Source organism: Flavobacterium sp. SM2513 (assembly GCF_050908145.1).
Taxonomy (GTDB): Bacteria; Bacteroidota; Bacteroidia; order Flavobacteriales; family Flavobacteriaceae; genus Flavobacterium.
Window position 1 is genome coordinate 926,607 of the sequence record NZ_CP194228.1, and the last position, 18,601, is coordinate 945,207.

The window sequence follows — 18,601 nt, forward strand, 5'->3', positions numbered from 1 at the left end:
TAGAAACAAATATTAGTTCTAAAATTCTATCTCAACTTATCAACAAAAGTTGTTAATTTAAGGTTAACTGATTTACAATAGATTAAAAAACGTTATTAACATTACAATTTATTAATATTTTATTTACAAATACAGGCTGATTGTGAGTATATTATAAATTGTTAATAACTTAAATCACTAAATATCATTCATAAATTTTCAACCTAGAATTTAGGTTTGTACTATTACAATAAAGTAAATTTGCAAGACACAACTTAACCTTAGATACAGATGAAAATAGCTATCGGAAATGACCATGCAGGTCCAGAATATAAAAATGCAATTGTAACAATGCTTGAAGCAAAAGGAATTCAAGTCAAGAACTACGGAACTGATACTTTTGATAGTGTTGATTATCCGGATTTCGGACATTTAGTTGCAAATGATGTGGCTTCAGGAGCTGTTGATTTCGGAATTGTAATTTGCGGAAGCGGAAATGGTATCAATATGTCGGTTAATAAACATGCGAAAGTACGTGGTGCTTTGTGTTGGATTAAGGAAATTGCAGTTTTAGCACGTCAACATAATGATGCAAACATTATTAGTATTCCTGCAAGATATACTTCAATAAATCAAGCAGTAGAAATGGTTGAAGCTTTTTTAAGTACTGAATTTGAAGGAGGAAGACATGCTACAAGAGTGGATAAGATTGCCTGTAAATAATTTTTTTAAATTGAATAGTTTTTATCTCGGTTGTTTGATTTTCATATTCAAATAATAAAAACTATTTTAATCGATTAGAAAATCATAAAATGACGCAACAGAAAGCACAATTAAAAAAACAATATTATCCGATAAACGATACATTAAAAAGTTATCTCGTAAAATACAAGCGAATGACCAAAACGCGGGTTTTTTATGATGATTTGTTGCGTTTTCAAGGAAGTATTGTTGTTTTTGATAAGGAAGATAAAGATACTTTGTGGATTCGATTGTATTACAATGAATTTGAACGGATTGAAATTGATAACAGTCTAAAAAAAATATATACGTTACTGCATTCAGATGGCGATGATAGTAATAATGACCACTTAAATGTGGATAATATTGACTTTTGTACGTTTGGAAATTCAAAACCTTTTAGAGTTAAGATTCGAAATATTCTGAATGATAATTACACGCATTTTTACATTAAAAAAGCGGATGCTTCGCGTATTTTTGGATTAGAACTGGAGCATATTATTTCGCCGAATACCATCAATTTTTTGGTTTATGAAGACACTTTAATTGAAGAACATATTGTAGGAATTCCAGGTGATGTTTTCTTGGAAGAGAATTTAATAGAGTGCAATGAACACGAAAAAACGCAATTGGCAAAGGAATTTGTAAAGTTTAACGAACGTTGCATGATTGGACTTCTCGGCGATATGCGTTCTTATAATTATGTGGTTATTCCTATTTATGATTTTGACCAACGCATTTTTAAAATTAGAGCTATTGATTTTGACCAACAAAGCTATGAAGGAAGTTTCAAGCTTTACAAACCCCATCTTTTTAAAGAAAACTATAAATTTTCAGAATTAGTTCAAGAAAAATTAAATCCAAAATCAGTCATACAATATCAGATTGAAGAACGTTCGGTTATCGTAAAACGATTGATTGATACCAAAGCACGTTTGAGACGATTGATTGATGCCATGAAATCTACTCGACTGGCTCCCGTGGAACACATCCAGCAATTGCAAGAAGAAATTTATGAAATGACCCACGATGTTAGTTTCAAAAACGCATCGTCTATGGGAGAAATTGTACAATCTGCTTTAGATTTTATGATTAGAAATTATAAAATGGAGGAATAAATCAAGTATATTTACATCGACATTGACTGAATTTACATTAATTCCGTCAGTCCATTGACTGAATTTACATTAATTCAGTCAATGGACTGACGGAATTGTCATTTTTTAATTATCTTTGTTTTGAAAATTAAGGAAAAAGAGGATGAAAAGTTATTTTGAAAGAGCGCATTTTGACAATTTCAGCAAGAAAGTTTTGCCTAATAAAGTACTTATTTTATTAGGAGCGCGTCGTGTTGGAAAAACAGAATTGATTAAAAACTACTTAAAAACCATTCCATCAGAAAGTTATTTACAACTCAACGGCGAAGATATTAACGATGCAAATTTGCTTCAAGAACGTTCCGTTGCCAATTATAAACGACTTTTGACTAATATTGATTTACTGGTTATTGACGAAGCACAAACCATTCCCGAAATTGGTTTGATTCTAAAACTGATTGTAGATTCTATTGAAGGAATCAAAATTATTGCAACCGGTTCTTCGATTTTTGATTTGAATAACTATCTTGGCGAACCTTTAGTAGGCCGAAAAAACACAATGTACCTTTTTCCGTTGTCACAAATTGAATTTTCGACACAAGAAAATTACAAACAAACTGTTGAAAATTTAGAAGAACGATTACTTTTTGGTGGGTATCCTGAACTGGTGCATTACCAAGATTGGGAAGAGAAAAAAGAATATTTGTATGAAATTATAAACTCTTATTTACTGAAAGATATTTTAGTTTTTGAAGGAATTAAACAAGCCGATAAAATTTATAATTTATTACGTTTGATTGCGTATCAAGTTGGAAAAGAAGTCTCTTTACAAGAATTGGGAAATCAATTGCAAATGTCAAAAAATACAGTTGATACTTATTTGGATTTGCTTTCCAAAGTATTTATTGTCTTTAAAGTTGAAGGGTTTAGTCGGAATTTGCGAAAAGAAATTGTCAAATCCAGTCGTTGGTATTTTTACGATAATGGAATTAGAAACGGACTCATCAACAACTTCAATCGTTTAGAAAACCGAACAGATGCTGGTGATTTGTGGGAAAACTATTTAGCTGTAGAACGAATTAAGAAACAGCATTATCAAAAAACGCCAACCAATAATTACTTTTGGAGAACATACGACCAACAAGAATTGGATTGGCTCGAAGAACGTGGCGACCAACTTGCCGGATTTGAATTCAAATGGAGCGAAAAAAAGAAATCAAAGATTCCTACGGCTTTTGGAAAAGCATATCCTGATGCCACTTTTGAGGTAATTAACAGACAGAACTATTTAGATTTCATTTTATAAATTCCAAAATTCACTACCAAAGTAAAGTATTATAATTTGAACAATAACAATACTCCAGAATTTCACTACATAACTTTTCTTAGTCGTTTTATGCCTGAAATACAGCATGCCAATTCCAGAACCAACGCTTCCGCCAAACAACGCGGAAGTGAGAAGTGCTTTTTCAGAAATGCGTCTTTTATCGTTTTGCGCAAGTTTTTTATCATAACCCATTAATAAGAAAGCAACTACGTTGATTGCTAAAAGGAGGAAGAATGTGGTCATGAATGATGCAAGTTAAAAGTGATTTTTGTTGGTAAATTTATTCTTATAAATTATAATTGCTGATTTTATTTAGCAAAATTGTTCTGAAACCATAACTCTAAAATATTAAATGTTCAAATTGCGAACTTTGCAAAAACGGTTGCATCTTTGCGTTAAAGAATTTTTCATGAACCAAATACAATTCATAAAATCAGCAGTGAATACGGCTGATAAAAACATAGAAGCGACACTTAAACTACTTTCAGAAGATTGTACAATTCCGTTTATTTCGCGTTACCGAAAAGACACGACTGGAAATTTAGATGAAGTGCAAATTGAAAATATTGCCAAACTTTCAAAACTATACGATGAAATCGTCAAACGAAAAGATTCGATTTTAAAAACGATTGACGAACAAGGAAATTTGACACCCGAATTAAAATCGAAAATCGAGAAGAGTTTTGATTTACAAGAAATTGAAGATTTGTATTTGCCTTTCAAGAAAAAGAAAAAAACCAAAGCGGATGTGGCTCGTGAAAAGGGTTTAGAACCGTTGGCAAAAATTATAATGAGTCAAAATGCGGATGACGTGGAATTTGTAGCTTCAAAATATTTGAATGACCAAGTGACCACTGAAGATGAGGCTTTGCAAGGTGCTAGAGACATTATTGCCGAATGGATTAACGAAAATATTTATGTTCGGAAGAATCTTCGGAGATTATTTCAACGAAAAGCAACTGTAACGACAAAGGTGGTTAAGAAAAAAGCGGAGGAAGAGGATGCACAGAAGTTCAAACAATATTTTGATTGGAGCGAATCCATTTCAAAAGCGCCATCGCATCGATTATTGGCCATGCTTCGTGCCGAAAATGAGGGATTTATTAAATTAAAAGTTGAAATAGATAACGATGAAGCAATAGATTTCATAGAAGAAAATGTTTTGAAAGGCAGAAATGAAAGTGCAAAACAAGTGCAAGTTGCCATTAAAGACAGTTACAAACGCTTATTAGAACCAGCGATTTCCAATGAAACTTTGCAAGAAGCAAAAGCAAAAGCAGATGCGAAAGCCATTGATGTTTTTGCACAGAATTTAGGACAATTATTATTGGCGCCACCTTTGGGTGAGAAACGAATTTTAGCTATTGACCCCGGTTTTAGAAGTGGTTGTAAAATTGTTTGTCTAGACGAAAAAGGTGATTTATTGTACAATGAAACCATTTATCCGCATGCGCCACAAAATGAGTCAGGAATGGCGATGAAAAAGATTCGGTCGATGGTGAATGCGTATGGGGTTGAAGCGATTTCTATTGGAAACGGAACGGCAAGTAGGGAGACTGAGTTTTTTATTAAGAAGATTGCCTTTGATAAGCCTGTTCAGGTGTTTGTGGTTTCGGAGGCTGGAGCTTCGGTTTATTCGGCAAGTAAAATTGCGAGAGATGAATTTCCTACTTATGATGTTACTGTTCGGGGTTCGGTTTCGATTGGGAGAAGGTTGTCGGATCCGTTGGCAGAATTGGTTAAAATTGACGCGAAATCGATTGGCGTAGGCCAATATCAGCATGATGTGGACCAGTCAAAATTGAAGGAGGAGCTAGATAATACGGTGGTTCGTTGTGTGAATTCGGTGGGAATTAATATCAATACAGCGAGTAAATCGTTGTTGAGTTACGTGAGTGGAATAGGAGAGAAGATGGCTGAAAACATCGTTACGTATCGTTCAGAAAACGGTCCATTTGAGGATAGAAAGCAGTTGAAAAAAGTGCCTCGTTTAGGAGAAAAAGCATACCAACAAGCTGCAGCATTTATTCGAATTAAGGATGGGAAAAATCCGTTGGATAATTCGGCTGTACATCCTGAAGCATATAAGATTGTGGAAAATATAGCTAAAGATTTGAAAATTTCTGTTCAAGAATTGATTGGAAACAAAGAAAAAATTGCACAAATTGAACTTGATAATTATGCGAGTGCTACCATTGGAATTTTGACTTTGAAAGATATTGTAAAGGAACTTGAAAAACCTGGTTTGGACCCTAGAAAATCTGCTAAAGTGTTTGAATTTGACCCGAATGTGAAGACGATTAAGGATTTGCGAAGCGGAATGATTTTGCCAGGGATTGTGAATAATATTACAGCATTTGGTTGTTTTGTACATGTGGGTGTTAAGGAAAGCGGACTCGTACATATTTCGCAACTGAAGGATGGTTTTGTGAGTGATGTGAATGAAGTGGTTAAACTGCATCAACATGTTCAGGTAAAGGTGGTGGAAGTGGACGAAGATAGGAAGAGAATCCAGTTGACTATGGTGTTGTAGGGTTGAATTATGGTTGAGAAACTTTAAAACAAAAAAAATCCTCAAATATAATTTGAGGATTTACTAGTTTCATTCTATACTTTATACTATTCTTCGTTTTTTGAAGCAGGTGGAGTGTCGTCTTTCTTAGAAGCATTTTTAAATTCCTTGATTCCATTTCCCAATCCTTTCATCAATTCTGGAATTTTTTTACCTCCAAACAATAATAAAACGACCACAACAATTAAAATGATTTCCGTTGTACCGAGTCTTCCCATAATTTGATAATTTATGCTTGCGCAAATTTGTAAAATATTCAGCAAAGATAAATAAAATAATCGTGTTGTTAGAAATCGCTCCTTATTTTTACATTTCTCACAGTGTTAAATATATCAAACTATTTTCAGAGGAAGTTGACTTCTCCTAAAAATGATAAAATGCGAAACTAAAAAAGCTTTAAATTACTATATTTGTGGGATAAACTCCAATTATGTCGTTGCGAAGATTCCGAAAAGAACGTATTAAAAAACAACTATTTGCAAAAAACAGGTTCATCATTTTGAATGAAGATACCTTTGAAGAGATTTTTTCGTTGAAACTGACGTTGATGAATGTCTTTTTAGTAGCAACATTAGGAGCGTTCATCATTATTTTTGTCACCACTTATATTATTGCTTTCACTCCTTTGAAAGAATATATTCCGGGATATTCATCGTCTAAATTGAAGCAAGAAGCAACTGATTTAGCTTTGAAATCAGATTCATTAACGACTCTTTTGCACAATAATGAACTGTATTTAACTTCCGTAAGAAAAGCACTAACAGGAGATGTTGATTACATGAAATTGAGCAAAGATTCCATAAAAGCAGGAGGTGTAGAAACCAAAGGAATCAATTTGAAAGCATCGGAATCAGAACTGGAATTACGCAAAAAAGTAGCTTTAGAAGATAAATATAATTTGTTTGAAAAAGCCGAACCTAAAGTGGATTTGGTACTTTTTGCACCCGTTCGAGGTCCCATTACTCAGAAATATAATGCTAAAGAAAAGCATTTTGCCGTGGATGTTGCCTTAGCAAAAAATACACCTATAAAATCAGTTGCGAATGGTACGGTGATTTTTGCCGATTGGACGCCAACCAATGGAAATGTGATTATCTTGCGACACAACAACGAAATTTTATCGGTTTATAAACATTGCGAAACGCTGACAGTTTCGCAAGGCGATGTGGTTAGAACCAGTGAAGTGATTGCAATTGCGGGATCTTCTGGCGAACAATCCACAGGAATCCATTTGCATTTTGAACTTTGGAAAGACGGATATCCCATCGACCCAACACAATTTATTGAATTCGAATAATCTATGGCTACTTTAAAAGCATTAGCGGCAAAAATTTTTGCATCTATAATTTATAATAAAACCCAAAAATGGATCAATCAACCTGTTGATACTCAAAACGAAGTTTTTAAAAATTTAATCGCTTCTGCAAAAAACACGCAGTTTGGGTTGGACCATAAATTTCATTTAATTGATTCGCATGCTGATTTCATCAAGAACGTTCCAGTTCGGGATTATGAAGATTTAAAAGGCTATGTTGAGCGTGTTGTAAAAGGAGAACCAGATATTTTATGGCCGGGGAAACCCCTTTATTTTGCTAAAACTTCGGGAACTACTTCGGGTGCAAAATATATTCCGTTGACCAAGGAATCGATGCCATTTCATATTGAAGCAGCTCGAAATGCAATTCTGCTTTACATTCATGAAACCGGAAATGCTGATTTTGTTTCTGGAAAAATGATTTTCTTACAAGGAAGTCCGCTTTTAGAAGAAAAACACGGGATTAATTTCGGACGACTTTCTGGAATCGTGGCGCATTTTGTTCCCAATTATTTACAGAAAAACCGAATGCCAAGTTGGGAAACCAATTGCATTGAAGATTGGGAAACTAAAGTAAATGCAGTTGTTGATGAAACGATTAACGAAGACATGACGGTCATTTCGGGAATTCCATCTTGGGTTCAGATGTATTTTGAAAAATTAAAAGAAAAGTCGAATAAGCCCGTTGGTAAATTGTTTAAAAACTTCAATCTCTTTATTTACGGCGGTGTAAATTATGAGCCTTATCGTGCCAAATTTGAAAACTTGATTGGTCGAAAAGTAGATAGTATTGAATTATTTCCAGCTTCTGAAGGGTTTTTTGCTTATCAAGATACCCAAACCGAGAAAGGAATGTTACTGCTTTTGAAAGCCGGAATTTTCTATGAATTTATTAAATCAGATGAATTTTTCAGCGAAAATCCAAGAAGTTACACCATTGGCGAAGTGGAGTTGAACGTGAATTATGTATTGATTATTTCAACAAATGCAGGATTGTGGCGTTATAATATTGGCGACACGGTTCAATTTACTTCTTTGAAGCCGTATCGAATTATCGTTTCGGGAAGAATCAAACATTATATTTCGGCATTTGGCGAACATGTGATTGCTAAGGAAGTAGAAGAATCGTTGAAGGAAGCGATGGAAGGAACATCGGTTCGCGTCAATGAATTTACGGTTGCTCCACAAATTTCACCCCAATCAGGATTGCCTTATCATGAATGGTTGATTGAGTTTGAAAATGCACCAGATAATTTAGCAGATTTCACTTTAAAAATAGACGATGCGATGCGAAAGCAAAACAGTTATTATGATGATTTGATCGTGGGAAAAGTGTTGCAAAAATTAGTCATTACTTCAGTTGAACCCAATGGTTTCAATAACTATATGAAGTCGATTGGAAAATTAGGCGGACAGAATAAAATTCCACGTTTGTCGAATGACCGAAAGATTGCTGATTTTTTTAATAAAAAATAGTTCTAATGTTACAGAAAATTTTTCTTTTACTTTTTGTGTTGTCGGGATTTTTTTTGAAAGCCCAAACCAAAGGAGTTGTCGTGGATAGTTTGGGAATGCCGATACCTTATGTGAGTGTTTTTGTTGAAAATGAAGATAAAACTACTACATCTGAAGAAAATGGGACTTTTAGTATTCAAGTTTCGGCTGGTGCCAAATTGATTTTCTCAGCCTTAGGTTATGAATCTAAAACGGTTTTGGCTTCAAAAGCTTCAAAAGTAGTTTTGAAACAGAATATATTTGATTTGGACGATGTGGTTATTAAAAAAGCAAATAAGCCCAAAACTTTGGAAATAGGACGCATTTCACATGCACTTTTAGAAGCTTTTGATACTGGCCCTAAAATTGAAGCCAAGTTTTTTCCGTACGAAAGTACTTATAGAAAGACAAAATGGATTAAGAAAATTATGCTTTTCACTGATAGTCCTATCGAGAATGCGAGTATAAAACTGCATATCTACTCTGTGGATGAAAACGGATTTCCTGGAGCGGAATTGTTGACTAAGGATTTAATTGTAAATTTAAAAAAAGGAATTTACCGCCATCAATTTGACGTTTATGACTTAGATATTGAAATGCCAGAAAGTGGAGTCTTTGTTGCTTTTGAAAAAATGCGAATTGAGCGAAATAAAATTGAAAGGAAAGTGACCAATTCGCAAACAGGAATTGTAAGAACAGATATAACTTATGCTCCAAAAGTGTTGTGTTATATGGTAAAAAAACCATTTGCTTTTTCGTACTCAGGTGGAAAATGGAATAGAAAAATAAATGAAGAAGAATTAGGAACTCCTTTACAAATTTATGAACCGTCATTGACTTTATTATTGTCTAATTAAATCAATTTCGTAGTAAAATTGGGAACAAAACAAGAGAAATTAAAGAAGTAAGGATAAAAATCCTACATTTGCGAGTTATAAAATAGGAATAGGTTGTCGTTTGGAAAAGAAACTCTTAAAAAAGTGAGTTTAAATAGCGGGAATACAATTCCATGTGACAACAAAAAATTAATAGAATTAAACATGAAAGAAATTAAAAATATAACCCGCTCAAGAGCACAAGAATCTTCAGCGGCAATAGAGCGTTTGTACATCACGATGCGTCATTTATTTAACCGTGGTTTTTACAAGCCAATGGGAGTTTCCGGAGATACACTTCGCGAAGCATTGTTGTCTTTACGACCAGAAATTTATGGCTCAATTGCTGATGACAAAGTAGAACTTAGCGGACTTTTATACGTTATTGAGCGACTTCCGATAGGAATTGAAGAATGTCGTTTTATTAACTTGACTTCTGATGAAGGCTATTCTAAATCGCATTTTAAAGCGATTGTTCCGCCAAAAAGAAAACGCAATTGCTACCGAATTGACGAAGAGCAAATGAACGTGGAAATTACACGAGGACGTTCAGATATTTATGATATTTTGACACACTTGACGTTTATATTTATCGAATCACACAAAATTAAAAATGCTGTCTTACTCGACGATAGTGGCGAATTAACGCGCGATTGGTATAAGTTGGAACAAGCGGTGATGCAAACTAAAAAGTTAACGCAAATTGAAAAAGAGAAAGCAGTTTCTCACATGTCGCATATTTTGGGACGCAGTTTTGCAGAAGTTTTAGACATTTATGATGCCTTTGCAATAGCAGAAAAACCAGACCGTTTTTTACACGTAATTTATTGGTTGGGAAAACTAGCTTTAGAGGAAGTTTTACAAAACAATAAGCGAACCATTACTTTCAGTCCTATTTTGCGTGAACGTTTGGGGCACCATATTCATGGAGAATTTTGGGCAACCAACATTAAGGAAGTCTTGCGAGACAATGGTTTATTGAACCGACCAATTCATATCATTAGCGCCAATATGCATAGTGTGATGAATTCTATTTTTGCTACTACTGTTTTGAAAAACAAGTTCAAAGATAAGTCAGATATGTTTATTTTCGAAGAATTGAGCAGGTCAGGAGCGGATGAGGTACGGTCAAAAGTGGAAGTGGTTGCAAAAGAACACGGAATGATTTCGCTTCCCGATACTTCAGGAACTAATATTGACGTTCAGATATTTGACACCGCAAAAATTGATTGGAAGAAATCAGCTTTTCCAAAAGCAAAAATTGAAAAAGATGCACCTGTAATAATTGTAATGGATTATGCGTTTGGAGAACAAGCGTACGAAACCATTGATGAATTGTTGAAGCCTTACAAAATTGAAACCGATAAAAAAGTGTTACTCAATGTAGAATCCGTTTCTATTATGGGAAAAGCCGGAATTTTGCAAGGAGGAAAAGGGGACATTATGATTCCATCGGCTCATATTAATGAAGGAACGGCTGATAATTATTGGTTTGAAAACGAACTGACGGCTGAAATGTTTGAAGGAAATGACATCGCAGTTTTTGCCGGACCGATGGTGACCGTTTTGGGAACTTCATTGCAGAATAAGGATTTACTGAAATTCTTCCACGATTCTACATGGGGAGTTATTGGGTTGGAAATGGAAGGTGCTTATTATCAAAAAGCGATTCAATCGGCTTCAAAAATCAGAAAAAGCATCAATCCTAATGTAAAAGTGAGGTATGCTTATTATGCTTCAGATAATCCTTTAGAAACAGGAAGTACACTGGCTTCTGGTGGTTTAGGAACTACTGGAGTTAAGCCTACTTATTTGATTACAATCAAAATATTAGAACAAATTTTTAACGTTAAATAGAATTTCACAAATGAATAATACGCCACCTACAGTATCTGATAATCAAGAAATTGATTTATCACAAATTTCGAAAAGAATAGGACAGGGTTATCAAAGTTTTCTAACTTGGATTTTTAATGGTTTTCAGTTTATACTAAGAAATATTATTTATTTCATAATTCTTGGCGTTATAGGATTGGTTATTGGTTATTTTTTAGACAAAGGAAATAAAACGTACAACCATGAGATTTACGTTCATCCTAATTTTGGGAGTACTGATCTTTTATATTCAAAAATAGATTTATTAGACTCAAAAATTGAAGAGCGTGACACTATATTTTTCAAATCTATAGGAGTGAATAATTCAAAATTGATTAGTTTAATTGAGATTAAACCAGTAATTGATATTTACGGTTTTGTAAATGAACGAACGAATACGGTATCTAACGCTCAAAACACTCAAAATTTTGAATTATTAAAATTGCTTTCCGAAAATTCAGATATTAGTAAGATAATCAAAGACGATGTGACGGGAAGAAATTACGGAACACACTTGATTCACATTGCTACAAATGATATTATTGCAAAAGAAGATATTATTGACCCGATAATGAACTTCTTAAATAATGAAGAATTTTTTAAGACAGTTCAGAAAGAATATGTAGCTAGCGTTAACGATAAGATTGCTAAAAACGAGGAAGTCATCAAACAAATTGATGTTATTTTGGACGAATTCAATTCTAAAACGACCTCTAGTCAAAAAAGTGATAAACTAATTTATTACAACGAAAATACACAACTGAACGATATTATTGAAACAAAAAATAACTTAGTTTCTGATATCGGTGCATACAAGCTGGAATTATTATCGTTATCAAAAATTGTGAAAGACAAGAGTGTGGTTATAAATGTTAAGAAAACTATCTCTATTTTCTTAAAACTGAAGTTTATTCTGCCGGTTGTACTGATTCTAGTGTTTGTTTTTTCGGTAATGATGCGGTCGTTTTATAAAAAACAACTTGTAAAATATAAAGAAAGAGCATAAATAAAACAAATTTTTATTCAAGAAAACCCAAGTAAACGACTATATCAATTAATTTTAGTTAATAAGTCGTACTAAAAATATGAATTTTATACCTACACCTATTTCAGGTTGTTTTATAGTAGAACCTAAAGTAATTACGGATGACAGAGGCTATTTTATGGAAAGTTTCAATGAGAAAATTTTTCAGAACGGTGTTGGTCAAAAGGTGCATTTTGTGCAAGATAATCAATCGTTTTCAACCAAAGGAGTTTTGAGAGGTTTACATTATCAAACGGGAACTCATGCTCAAGCCAAGTTGGTTCGTGTTTTATCTGGAGAAGTTTTAGATGTGGCAGTTGATATTCGCCCAGAATCCCCCACATTTGGACAGCATGTTTGTGCAATATTATCGGACGAAAACAAAAGGCAGTTTTTTGTTCCAAGAGGGTTTGCTCACGGATTTTTAGTATTGAGCGAAACCGCGATATTTTTTTATAAGTGTGATAATTTTTACAATGCAGCATCTGAAGGGGGAATTATGTATAATGATGAAACTTTAAACATTGATTGGAAATTTCCGACAGAAAATTTAATTATTTCACAGAAAGACGCCTCTTTACCTCCATTAGAAAATGCTAAAAAGGTATGGTAGTTTTAGTCACAGGATCTTCAGGTCAGTTGGGGCAAGCTTTGAAAAGTATTGCTAAACAATATATTGAAGTTGATTTTGAATTTTGCAACTCAACAGAATTAGACATTACGGATTTAGAGCAATGCAAAATTGTTTTCGCTAAAATAAAACCGAAATTTTGTATTAATGCAGCGGCTTACACGGCAGTTGATAAAGCGGAGTCAGAACCAGAAAAAGCGCGACTTATAAATGTTGGGGGACCAATAAATTTAGCACAAGTCTGTAAAGAAATGGATGTAATTTTACTTCACATTTCGACCGATTTTATTTTTGACGGAATTTCAACAAAGCCTTATACTGAAGAAGATATTCCAAATCCAACGGGAATTTACGGAAAAACAAAATTAGACGGCGAAATAGTAATTCACGCTATTTTAGAAAAATACTTTATCATCAGAACTTCGTGGGTTTATTCTCAATTTGGAAATAATTTCATGAAAACCATGTTGCGATTAGGTAGAGAACGAGATTCACTTTCAGTGGTTAATGACCAAATTGGAACACCAACAAATGCTGTTGATTTGGCGGAAGCTTTAGTTAAAATCGTACACTTTTGTCATGCTGAACTTGTTTCAGCATCTCAATTTGGAATTTATAATTTCAGCAACGAAGGTCAATGTTCTTGGTATGAATTTGCAAAAAAAATACTTGAGATTAATAAAATGGAATTAGATTTACAACCCATTGCCACTTCCGATTATCCCACACCTGCCAAACGTCCAAGATATAGTGTTTTGGATAAAAGTAAAATTAAAAAAGTGTTTGGCATTAAAGTTAAAAATTGGAAAGAAAGTTTAAAAAAATTATGATGTTCAATAGAGGGCAAATTTATCTAAGAAAAATCTTACAAAATCCACTTGCAATTGAAAGTATTAAAACGCTTTTTTTGAGAGTTCTTGGAATAATTATATTATTTGGTTTTACTATATTCTTGACACGAAATTTTCCGGTAGAAATTATTGGTAAGTATGACTTCATAAGAACATTTTTATTAGTTATAGGCAGTATTTCGATTTTAGGTACTGATCAATCTATACTATATTTTTCAGGTATTTTAAAAGAGAAAGATGACTACGGGGAATTAAAAAAGATTTATAATAAAATGATTTTTATTATTTTTTCACTTTCAATCATTATTTTTCTTGTTTTTATATCAATTGATGAAAGATGGATTTCAGATTTTTTTAATGACCCCACTATTTACCCAGTTATTTTTAAATCAATATTAATCTTATTTTTTTATTCTGTTACTCTTTTTAATACCGAGGTTTTCAGGTCTTTAAATAAAATTTATGTTGCAGAATTATTTAGAAATATATTTAAATATTTTTCTATTATTGGCGGAGCTGTATTATTATTGTACTTTAATAAAGAATCTTTTTTAGTTGATGCTTTTCTAATTGGATTTATTTTTTTAGCCATCATTTCGACATTGATGATTGATGATTTTTTTAGAAAAAAAAAATCATCTTCTAAGGTAGAGAGTTATAATTATTCATTGATTATAAAGAAGTCCTATCCAATCGCTGTAAGCACTATGGCTATATTTTTATTAACAACATTAGATGTATTTTTTATAAAAAAATATCATGGTGACAAAATGGTTGCACAATATGGCGTAGGAGTAAAATTCATGACAATTGTGGCTATGGTAATACAGTTGATAAATATAAATATTTCTACAAAGATTGCATCATACTTTTATAGAAAGGATTTTATAGAATTAAAAAAAATTTTAAAAAACAGTTCACGGATTATTTTTGTATTAGTTTTACCAGTAATTATTGTTGTATTTATTTTTTCAAATGAAGTATTAGCTATATTTGGTACTGATTATATTGTAGTTGAAAAGGCTATGAAAATTATGATTATTGGACAGGGAATTATAGCACTATTTGGTGCATCTCCAATTTATTTAAATATGACTGGTAGACAAAATTTATTTCAAATACTATTACTTATTTCGGTAATTATTAACTTAATTTTAAATGTAAATTTAATTCCGAAGTATGGCATGGAAGGAGGTGCAATATCTTATATTATTAGTATGTTATTTTGGAATATTGCAATAATTTTGATTGCATATAAGAAAGATAAAATTAATTTATTTTTACATTAAGTCTAAAAAATGGGAATTGTTATTAAAGAAAATAAATTGTTTTTTCATGGATTATTTTTTATTAATCTATTAATATCTATGTTAGCTTTTGCCGTTCTACCCGAACGATTTTTTAATGATGCAAATTATATAGTACAACCAGCACTTCATGGTAACGAAGAAATAGGAAGTTATGGTTTTACAATTGCATTTTATAAAAACACCTTTTTAAGCTATTTACATTTTTCAATAATTGCGCTAATTCAGTATACTATTTTAATCTTTGCGCTTTATAAAGTTGGTCTTCCTTCTAATTTCCATAAAATTAATGCTAGAAATATTATTATACATGTTTCATTTTTTATGTTAGCGATTTTTGTTTCGATGCCTTCTAAAGAATTTATTACTTTTTTATTTATTGTTACTATACCCTATCTTTATCAGTCCCGAATTCCTTCAAAATATAAAATTATATTATCGATGTTATTTTTGGTGGGTTTTGGACTAATTTTTAGAATATATTTTATTCTAATTCCAATAATTGCTATTGGAATGTATCTCATTTCATTTATCAAATTTAAAAACAAGATTTTCGCAACCTTTTTTTATGGAATTCTTATCGCCGTGTTTCTTTCTCTCTCTCATGGTTTAATCAAAGGAGAATTTTTATCTGAAACATCTAGGGAAGCAGTTAATATCTATAGAAAAAACATGGATGTTAATTCAATGGTTGTATCTCCCGTTAGAACAGATGTTTGGTATGGAGAAACAATTGGTATTTTTAATGGTTTTTTATCTGTTAATTTACCTATTATTGAAGGTGTGAAGCACATTCTTTCACCTCAAATTATCTCATTTATAATTTGGCAATTGGCTTTATTTTATATTTTAATAGTTAGATACATTAAATGTTTAAACAATAGGAGACAAAGAAAATATGAAATGTGGTCAATATTAATAGTTTTTGCATATTTTATAGTGCAAGGCGTATTTGAACCGGATTTAGGAACCGCAACGCGTCACAAAGTAGCATTTTTACCCTTAATTTATTTTATTTTTTATTATGATTATATCGGAAAAAAACCACTCTAAAATATTTAATTTCTTTTTAGTAACAATAGCTTCTTTAATGATATTTAGAATTCCATGTACAATTGTAATTATTTTATTTGTTTTTTATAATTTATTTAATATTGATAAATTAATCTATAGCAATACATACAGAAATCTAGTTTTAGTTATTTCACTACCATTAATTATAAATGTTCTTTTTTTATGGAACAATAGCTCTCTGTATGAAGGAATTAAAGCGATTGAGAAATATTTAGCGTTATTATTTTTACCATTATTTATAATTGGAAATTTTAAATATATATCAATGAATAGTTTGCTAAAAAGATATACGATTATTTTAGTACTTATTTTGACAATTCTTCTAGTCAGATATATATTTTATTTTCCGGATTTTTTTAATAAATATTGGAAAGGTATTCATCTTTGGGAATTGGGCTATTCATTTTCTAATAGTTTTAGCAATCATGCACCAGCATTAAACATGCATATATCGTTTGCCTTAATTTATATATTTTATCTAATTTTAAATAATTTTACATTTTCAGAAATAAAAATAAAGTACATTATTTTATGGTTTCTACTATTTGCAGTTTTATTTTTCTTTTTATTATTTGTAAATACTCGATTAGCGTTAGTTAATACATTAATAGGTTTTTTTATTATTGTAATATATCAATTTTCAAAAAGCATTAAAAAAGAAAAAAGTTTTTCCACTGCTCTAGGTTTGGGAGTCGTAATCATAGCTGTTGCTGCAGTTTTTTTATCTAATAATCCTTATATGATAAAGAAATACACTACTGATACTTTCTCTAATCTTGATAAAATTGGTAAACTTGATGAGATTGATAATGCACGAGCCGTTGCATATAATTCATTAGTTACTCGTTTATCCATATTAAAATCAGCGACAGAATTAGGATTAAGAAAGCCAGTTATTGGTTATGGCTCGGCTGATAGCAAAAGTAAATTATGTGAGTACTATAAGGAAACACGACAATACTTTTTATATAAAAACCAACTTCCAGTTCATAATCAAGTCATTGACTTTTTTCTTAAATTCGGAATTTTCGGAATTTTAATTTTTGGAGTTTACTTTTGGAATATCTTAAGAATAGGGTATTATCTAAAAAACCCACTAATTATATCTTTTTTTGTAATTTTTTTGATTTCGAATTTTTTTGATGATTTTTTAATTCGCTTTGATGGAATTGTCTACAGCGGATTTTGGATTTCTATTTTTGCTTCCGAATTCATTAAAAAAAAGAATGTACAAATACAGGATAATACTATCATAGCAAATGGATAAGATAAAAAAAGTTTTAATTGCTGACTGGTTAGACGCTTATGGAGGTGCAGAACGAGTTATAAAGTCTATAAACGACGTTTTTAATTTTAATAAAACGTATACGTTGATATGTATAATGAAAAAAGACAACTTATTTAAACTATTCAGCTCAAATAATCCTGAAATAAAGCAAACTGCTTTAAAAAATTTTGGCAGAAAATTTAGATATTTATTTTTTCTTTTTCATTATTTTATCAATAAATTTAAGATTCCTGCCGATACTCAATTAATATTTTCTTCGTCGCATTCTGTTGCAAAAGGGATAAAAAAATCGAGTGAAAAACAATTACATATCAGCTATTTTCAGGCTAGAAATTTCAATTATATTTGGGAGGATAAGTTTCTTTTTTTTGGTAAATTTTCAACTTTATTTTATCCTTTAATTTTTGTTCTAAGAAAAATAGATGTAACGCATTCCAAACGACCAGATTACATTATTGCAAACTCTAACTTTGTTAAAGATTGGGTAAAGAAAAGGTATAACAGAGATGCAACTGTAATATATCCGCCAGTAGACCTATCAAAGTTTGATCTTAATTCAGAAAAAGAAGAATTTTATGTCGCGGTTGGCAGAATTGTAACAGTTAAAAGGTTTGATTTATTAGTAGAAGCTTTTAATGAAAATAAAAAGAAACTCATTATAATTGGTGATGGACAAAATCTAAAAACTTTAAAAAAACACGCAAAATCAAATATAACTTTCACAGGGTTTTTAGAAACAGCTCAACTCAAAAAATATATATCGAATGCTAAGGGATTTATTCAGCCGGGAATTGAAGGTTTTGGAATTGCTATTTTGGAAGCTCAAGCGTGCGGAACTCCTATAATCGCATATGGCCGAGGAGGTGCTTTAGAAACTGTAGAGGATTTGAAAACGGGAGTTTTTTTTCTTAATCAAACTAAAGAGTCTATACAGGAAGCATTAATTATGTTTGAAAATATAAAATTTGATTCCTTATACATAAGAAATCAAGCACTTAAATTTTCAGAAGAACGATTTAAACAAGAATTATCTGCTTTTGTAAAAAGCAAATTTGAAGAACATAATATTTTAATAAATTAAATAAAAAAGGAATAGTTTAAATTGATAATTACAATATAAACTATTCCAAAACATTTCTTAAGAACGGAAC

At 31.5% G+C, this 18,601-nt stretch carries 17 protein-coding genes; 15 read left to right on the forward strand and 2 right to left on the reverse strand.

The window, feature by feature from the left end:
• Positions 1-270: 270 nt before the first annotated feature.
• The 3 genes from ACQ5J2_RS03630 (at position 271) to ACQ5J2_RS03640 (ending at position 3,123) form a co-directional block, all read left to right on the forward strand.
• Positions 271-702, forward strand: coding sequence for an RpiB/LacA/LacB family sugar-phosphate isomerase (locus ACQ5J2_RS03630; protein ID WP_432672373.1), 432 nt, complete (start codon positions 271-273; stop codon positions 700-702).
• An 89-nt stretch (positions 703-791) separates the two neighbouring features.
• Positions 792-1,838 (forward strand): hypothetical protein, encoded by a 1,047-nt coding sequence (locus ACQ5J2_RS03635; RefSeq protein ID WP_432672374.1) that lies wholly within the window; start codon positions 792-794, stop codon positions 1,836-1,838.
• Between the two features lie 142 nt (positions 1,839-1,980).
• Complete coding sequence (locus tag ACQ5J2_RS03640; RefSeq protein WP_432672375.1) at positions 1,981-3,123, forward strand: ATP-binding protein; 1,143 nt, start codon at positions 1,981-1,983, stop codon at positions 3,121-3,123.
• Here the strand turns inward: ACQ5J2_RS03640 and ACQ5J2_RS03645 are convergent.
• Positions 3,118-3,387: a DUF1294 domain-containing protein gene (locus ACQ5J2_RS03645; protein ID WP_432672376.1), complete on the reverse strand. Its 270-nt coding sequence runs from the start codon at positions 3,385-3,387 to the stop codon at positions 3,118-3,120. The genes ACQ5J2_RS03640 and ACQ5J2_RS03645 overlap by 6 nt on opposite strands.
• Before the next feature lie 166 nt (positions 3,388-3,553).
• Between ACQ5J2_RS03645 and ACQ5J2_RS03650 the strand changes: the two genes are divergently transcribed.
• Positions 3,554-5,677, forward strand: coding sequence for a Tex family protein (locus ACQ5J2_RS03650; RefSeq protein WP_432672377.1), 2,124 nt, complete (start codon positions 3,554-3,556; stop codon positions 5,675-5,677).
• An 86-nt stretch (positions 5,678-5,763) separates the two neighbouring features.
• On the opposite strand, the gene tatA is transcribed toward ACQ5J2_RS03650, so the two are convergent.
• Entirely contained in the window at positions 5,764-5,934 is a 171-nt protein-coding gene (gene tatA, locus ACQ5J2_RS03655) for a twin-arginine translocase TatA/TatE family subunit (protein WP_432672378.1), read from the reverse strand.
• A gap of 212 nt (positions 5,935-6,146) precedes the next feature.
• Here tatA and ACQ5J2_RS03660 point away from each other — a divergent pair, with 212 nt between their 5' ends.
• From ACQ5J2_RS03660 to ACQ5J2_RS03710, 11 genes are all read left to right on the forward strand, one after another.
• On the forward strand, positions 6,147-7,013 hold the full coding sequence (locus ACQ5J2_RS03660) for a M23 family metallopeptidase (protein ID WP_432672379.1): 867 nt from the start codon (positions 6,147-6,149) through the stop codon (positions 7,011-7,013).
• 3 nt (positions 7,014-7,016) lie between these two features.
• Entirely contained in the window at positions 7,017-8,507 is a 1,491-nt protein-coding gene (locus ACQ5J2_RS03665; protein ID WP_432672380.1) for a GH3 auxin-responsive promoter family protein, read from the forward strand.
• Between the two features lie 5 nt (positions 8,508-8,512).
• A complete protein-coding gene (locus ACQ5J2_RS03670) occupies positions 8,513-9,382 on the forward strand; it encodes a carboxypeptidase-like regulatory domain-containing protein (protein WP_432672381.1) in 870 nt (289 codons plus the stop codon).
• Positions 9,383-9,565: 183 nt separating this feature from the next.
• Complete coding sequence (locus ACQ5J2_RS03675; RefSeq protein WP_432672382.1) at positions 9,566-11,257, forward strand: DUF6909 family protein; 1,692 nt, start codon at positions 9,566-9,568, stop codon at positions 11,255-11,257.
• A gap of 10 nt (positions 11,258-11,267) precedes the next feature.
• Positions 11,268-12,281 (forward strand): hypothetical protein, encoded by a 1,014-nt coding sequence (locus ACQ5J2_RS03680; RefSeq protein WP_432672383.1) that lies wholly within the window; start codon positions 11,268-11,270, stop codon positions 12,279-12,281.
• Between the two features lie 79 nt (positions 12,282-12,360).
• The gene (gene rfbC / locus ACQ5J2_RS03685) at positions 12,361-12,912 is read left to right on the forward strand and encodes a dTDP-4-dehydrorhamnose 3,5-epimerase (RefSeq protein ID WP_432672384.1); all 552 of its coding nucleotides are present in this window, start codon (positions 12,361-12,363) and stop codon (positions 12,910-12,912) included.
• Positions 12,906-13,760 (forward strand): dTDP-4-dehydrorhamnose reductase, encoded by an 855-nt coding sequence (rfbD, locus tag ACQ5J2_RS03690; RefSeq protein WP_432672385.1) that lies wholly within the window; start codon positions 12,906-12,908, stop codon positions 13,758-13,760. The genes rfbC and rfbD overlap by 7 nt, the downstream gene beginning before the upstream one ends.
• A complete protein-coding gene (locus tag ACQ5J2_RS03695; protein WP_432672386.1) occupies positions 13,733-15,070 on the forward strand; it encodes an MATE family efflux transporter in 1,338 nt (445 codons plus the stop codon). The genes rfbD and ACQ5J2_RS03695 overlap by 28 nt, the downstream gene beginning before the upstream one ends.
• Before the next feature lie 9 nt (positions 15,071-15,079).
• Positions 15,080-16,141, forward strand: coding sequence for a hypothetical protein (locus ACQ5J2_RS03700; protein ID WP_432672387.1), 1,062 nt, complete (start codon positions 15,080-15,082; stop codon positions 16,139-16,141).
• A complete protein-coding gene (locus ACQ5J2_RS03705) occupies positions 16,113-17,429 on the forward strand; it encodes an O-antigen ligase family protein (RefSeq protein ID WP_432672388.1) in 1,317 nt (438 codons plus the stop codon). Before ACQ5J2_RS03700 ends, ACQ5J2_RS03705 begins: the two co-directional genes overlap by 29 nt.
• The gene (locus tag ACQ5J2_RS03710) at positions 17,422-18,531 is read left to right on the forward strand and encodes a glycosyltransferase (RefSeq protein WP_432672389.1); all 1,110 of its coding nucleotides are present in this window, start codon (positions 17,422-17,424) and stop codon (positions 18,529-18,531) included. The genes ACQ5J2_RS03705 and ACQ5J2_RS03710 overlap by 8 nt, the downstream gene beginning before the upstream one ends.
• The last annotated feature ends 70 nt before the right edge of the window (positions 18,532-18,601 follow it).

Excerpts from the sequence above, each read along its gene's own strand:
- ACQ5J2_RS03700 (WP_432672387.1), top strand. The coding sequence starts at position 15,080 with ATGGGAATTGTTATTAAAGAAAATAAATTGTTTTTTCATGGATTATTT.
- ACQ5J2_RS03635 (WP_432672374.1), top strand. The coding sequence starts at position 792 with ATGACGCAACAGAAAGCACAATTAAAAAAACAATATTATCCGATAAAC.
- ACQ5J2_RS03665 (WP_432672380.1), top strand. The coding sequence starts at position 7,017 with ATGGCTACTTTAAAAGCATTAGCGGCAAAAATTTTTGCATCTATAATT.
- ACQ5J2_RS03660 (WP_432672379.1), top strand. The coding sequence starts at position 6,147 with ATGTCGTTGCGAAGATTCCGAAAAGAACGTATTAAAAAACAACTATTT.
- rfbC (WP_432672384.1), top strand. The coding sequence starts at position 12,361 with ATGAATTTTATACCTACACCTATTTCAGGTTGTTTTATAGTAGAACCT.
- ACQ5J2_RS03670 (WP_432672381.1), top strand. The coding sequence starts at position 8,513 with ATGTTACAGAAAATTTTTCTTTTACTTTTTGTGTTGTCGGGATTTTTT.
- ACQ5J2_RS03680 (WP_432672383.1), top strand. The coding sequence starts at position 11,268 with ATGAATAATACGCCACCTACAGTATCTGATAATCAAGAAATTGATTTA.
- ACQ5J2_RS03640 (WP_432672375.1), top strand. The coding sequence starts at position 1,981 with ATGAAAAGTTATTTTGAAAGAGCGCATTTTGACAATTTCAGCAAGAAA.
- ACQ5J2_RS03645 (WP_432672376.1), bottom strand. The coding sequence starts at position 3,387 with ATGACCACATTCTTCCTCCTTTTAGCAATCAACGTAGTTGCTTTCTTA.
- ACQ5J2_RS03675 (WP_432672382.1), top strand. The coding sequence starts at position 9,566 with ATGAAAGAAATTAAAAATATAACCCGCTCAAGAGCACAAGAATCTTCA.
- rfbD (WP_432672385.1), top strand. The coding sequence starts at position 12,906 with ATGGTAGTTTTAGTCACAGGATCTTCAGGTCAGTTGGGGCAAGCTTTG.
- ACQ5J2_RS03705 (WP_432672388.1), top strand. The coding sequence starts at position 16,113 with ATGATTATATCGGAAAAAAACCACTCTAAAATATTTAATTTCTTTTTA.
- ACQ5J2_RS03630 (WP_432672373.1), top strand. The coding sequence starts at position 271 with ATGAAAATAGCTATCGGAAATGACCATGCAGGTCCAGAATATAAAAAT.
- tatA (WP_432672378.1), bottom strand. The coding sequence starts at position 5,934 with ATGGGAAGACTCGGTACAACGGAAATCATTTTAATTGTTGTGGTCGTT.
- ACQ5J2_RS03710 (WP_432672389.1), top strand. The coding sequence starts at position 17,422 with ATGGATAAGATAAAAAAAGTTTTAATTGCTGACTGGTTAGACGCTTAT.
- ACQ5J2_RS03650 (WP_432672377.1), top strand. The coding sequence starts at position 3,554 with ATGAACCAAATACAATTCATAAAATCAGCAGTGAATACGGCTGATAAA.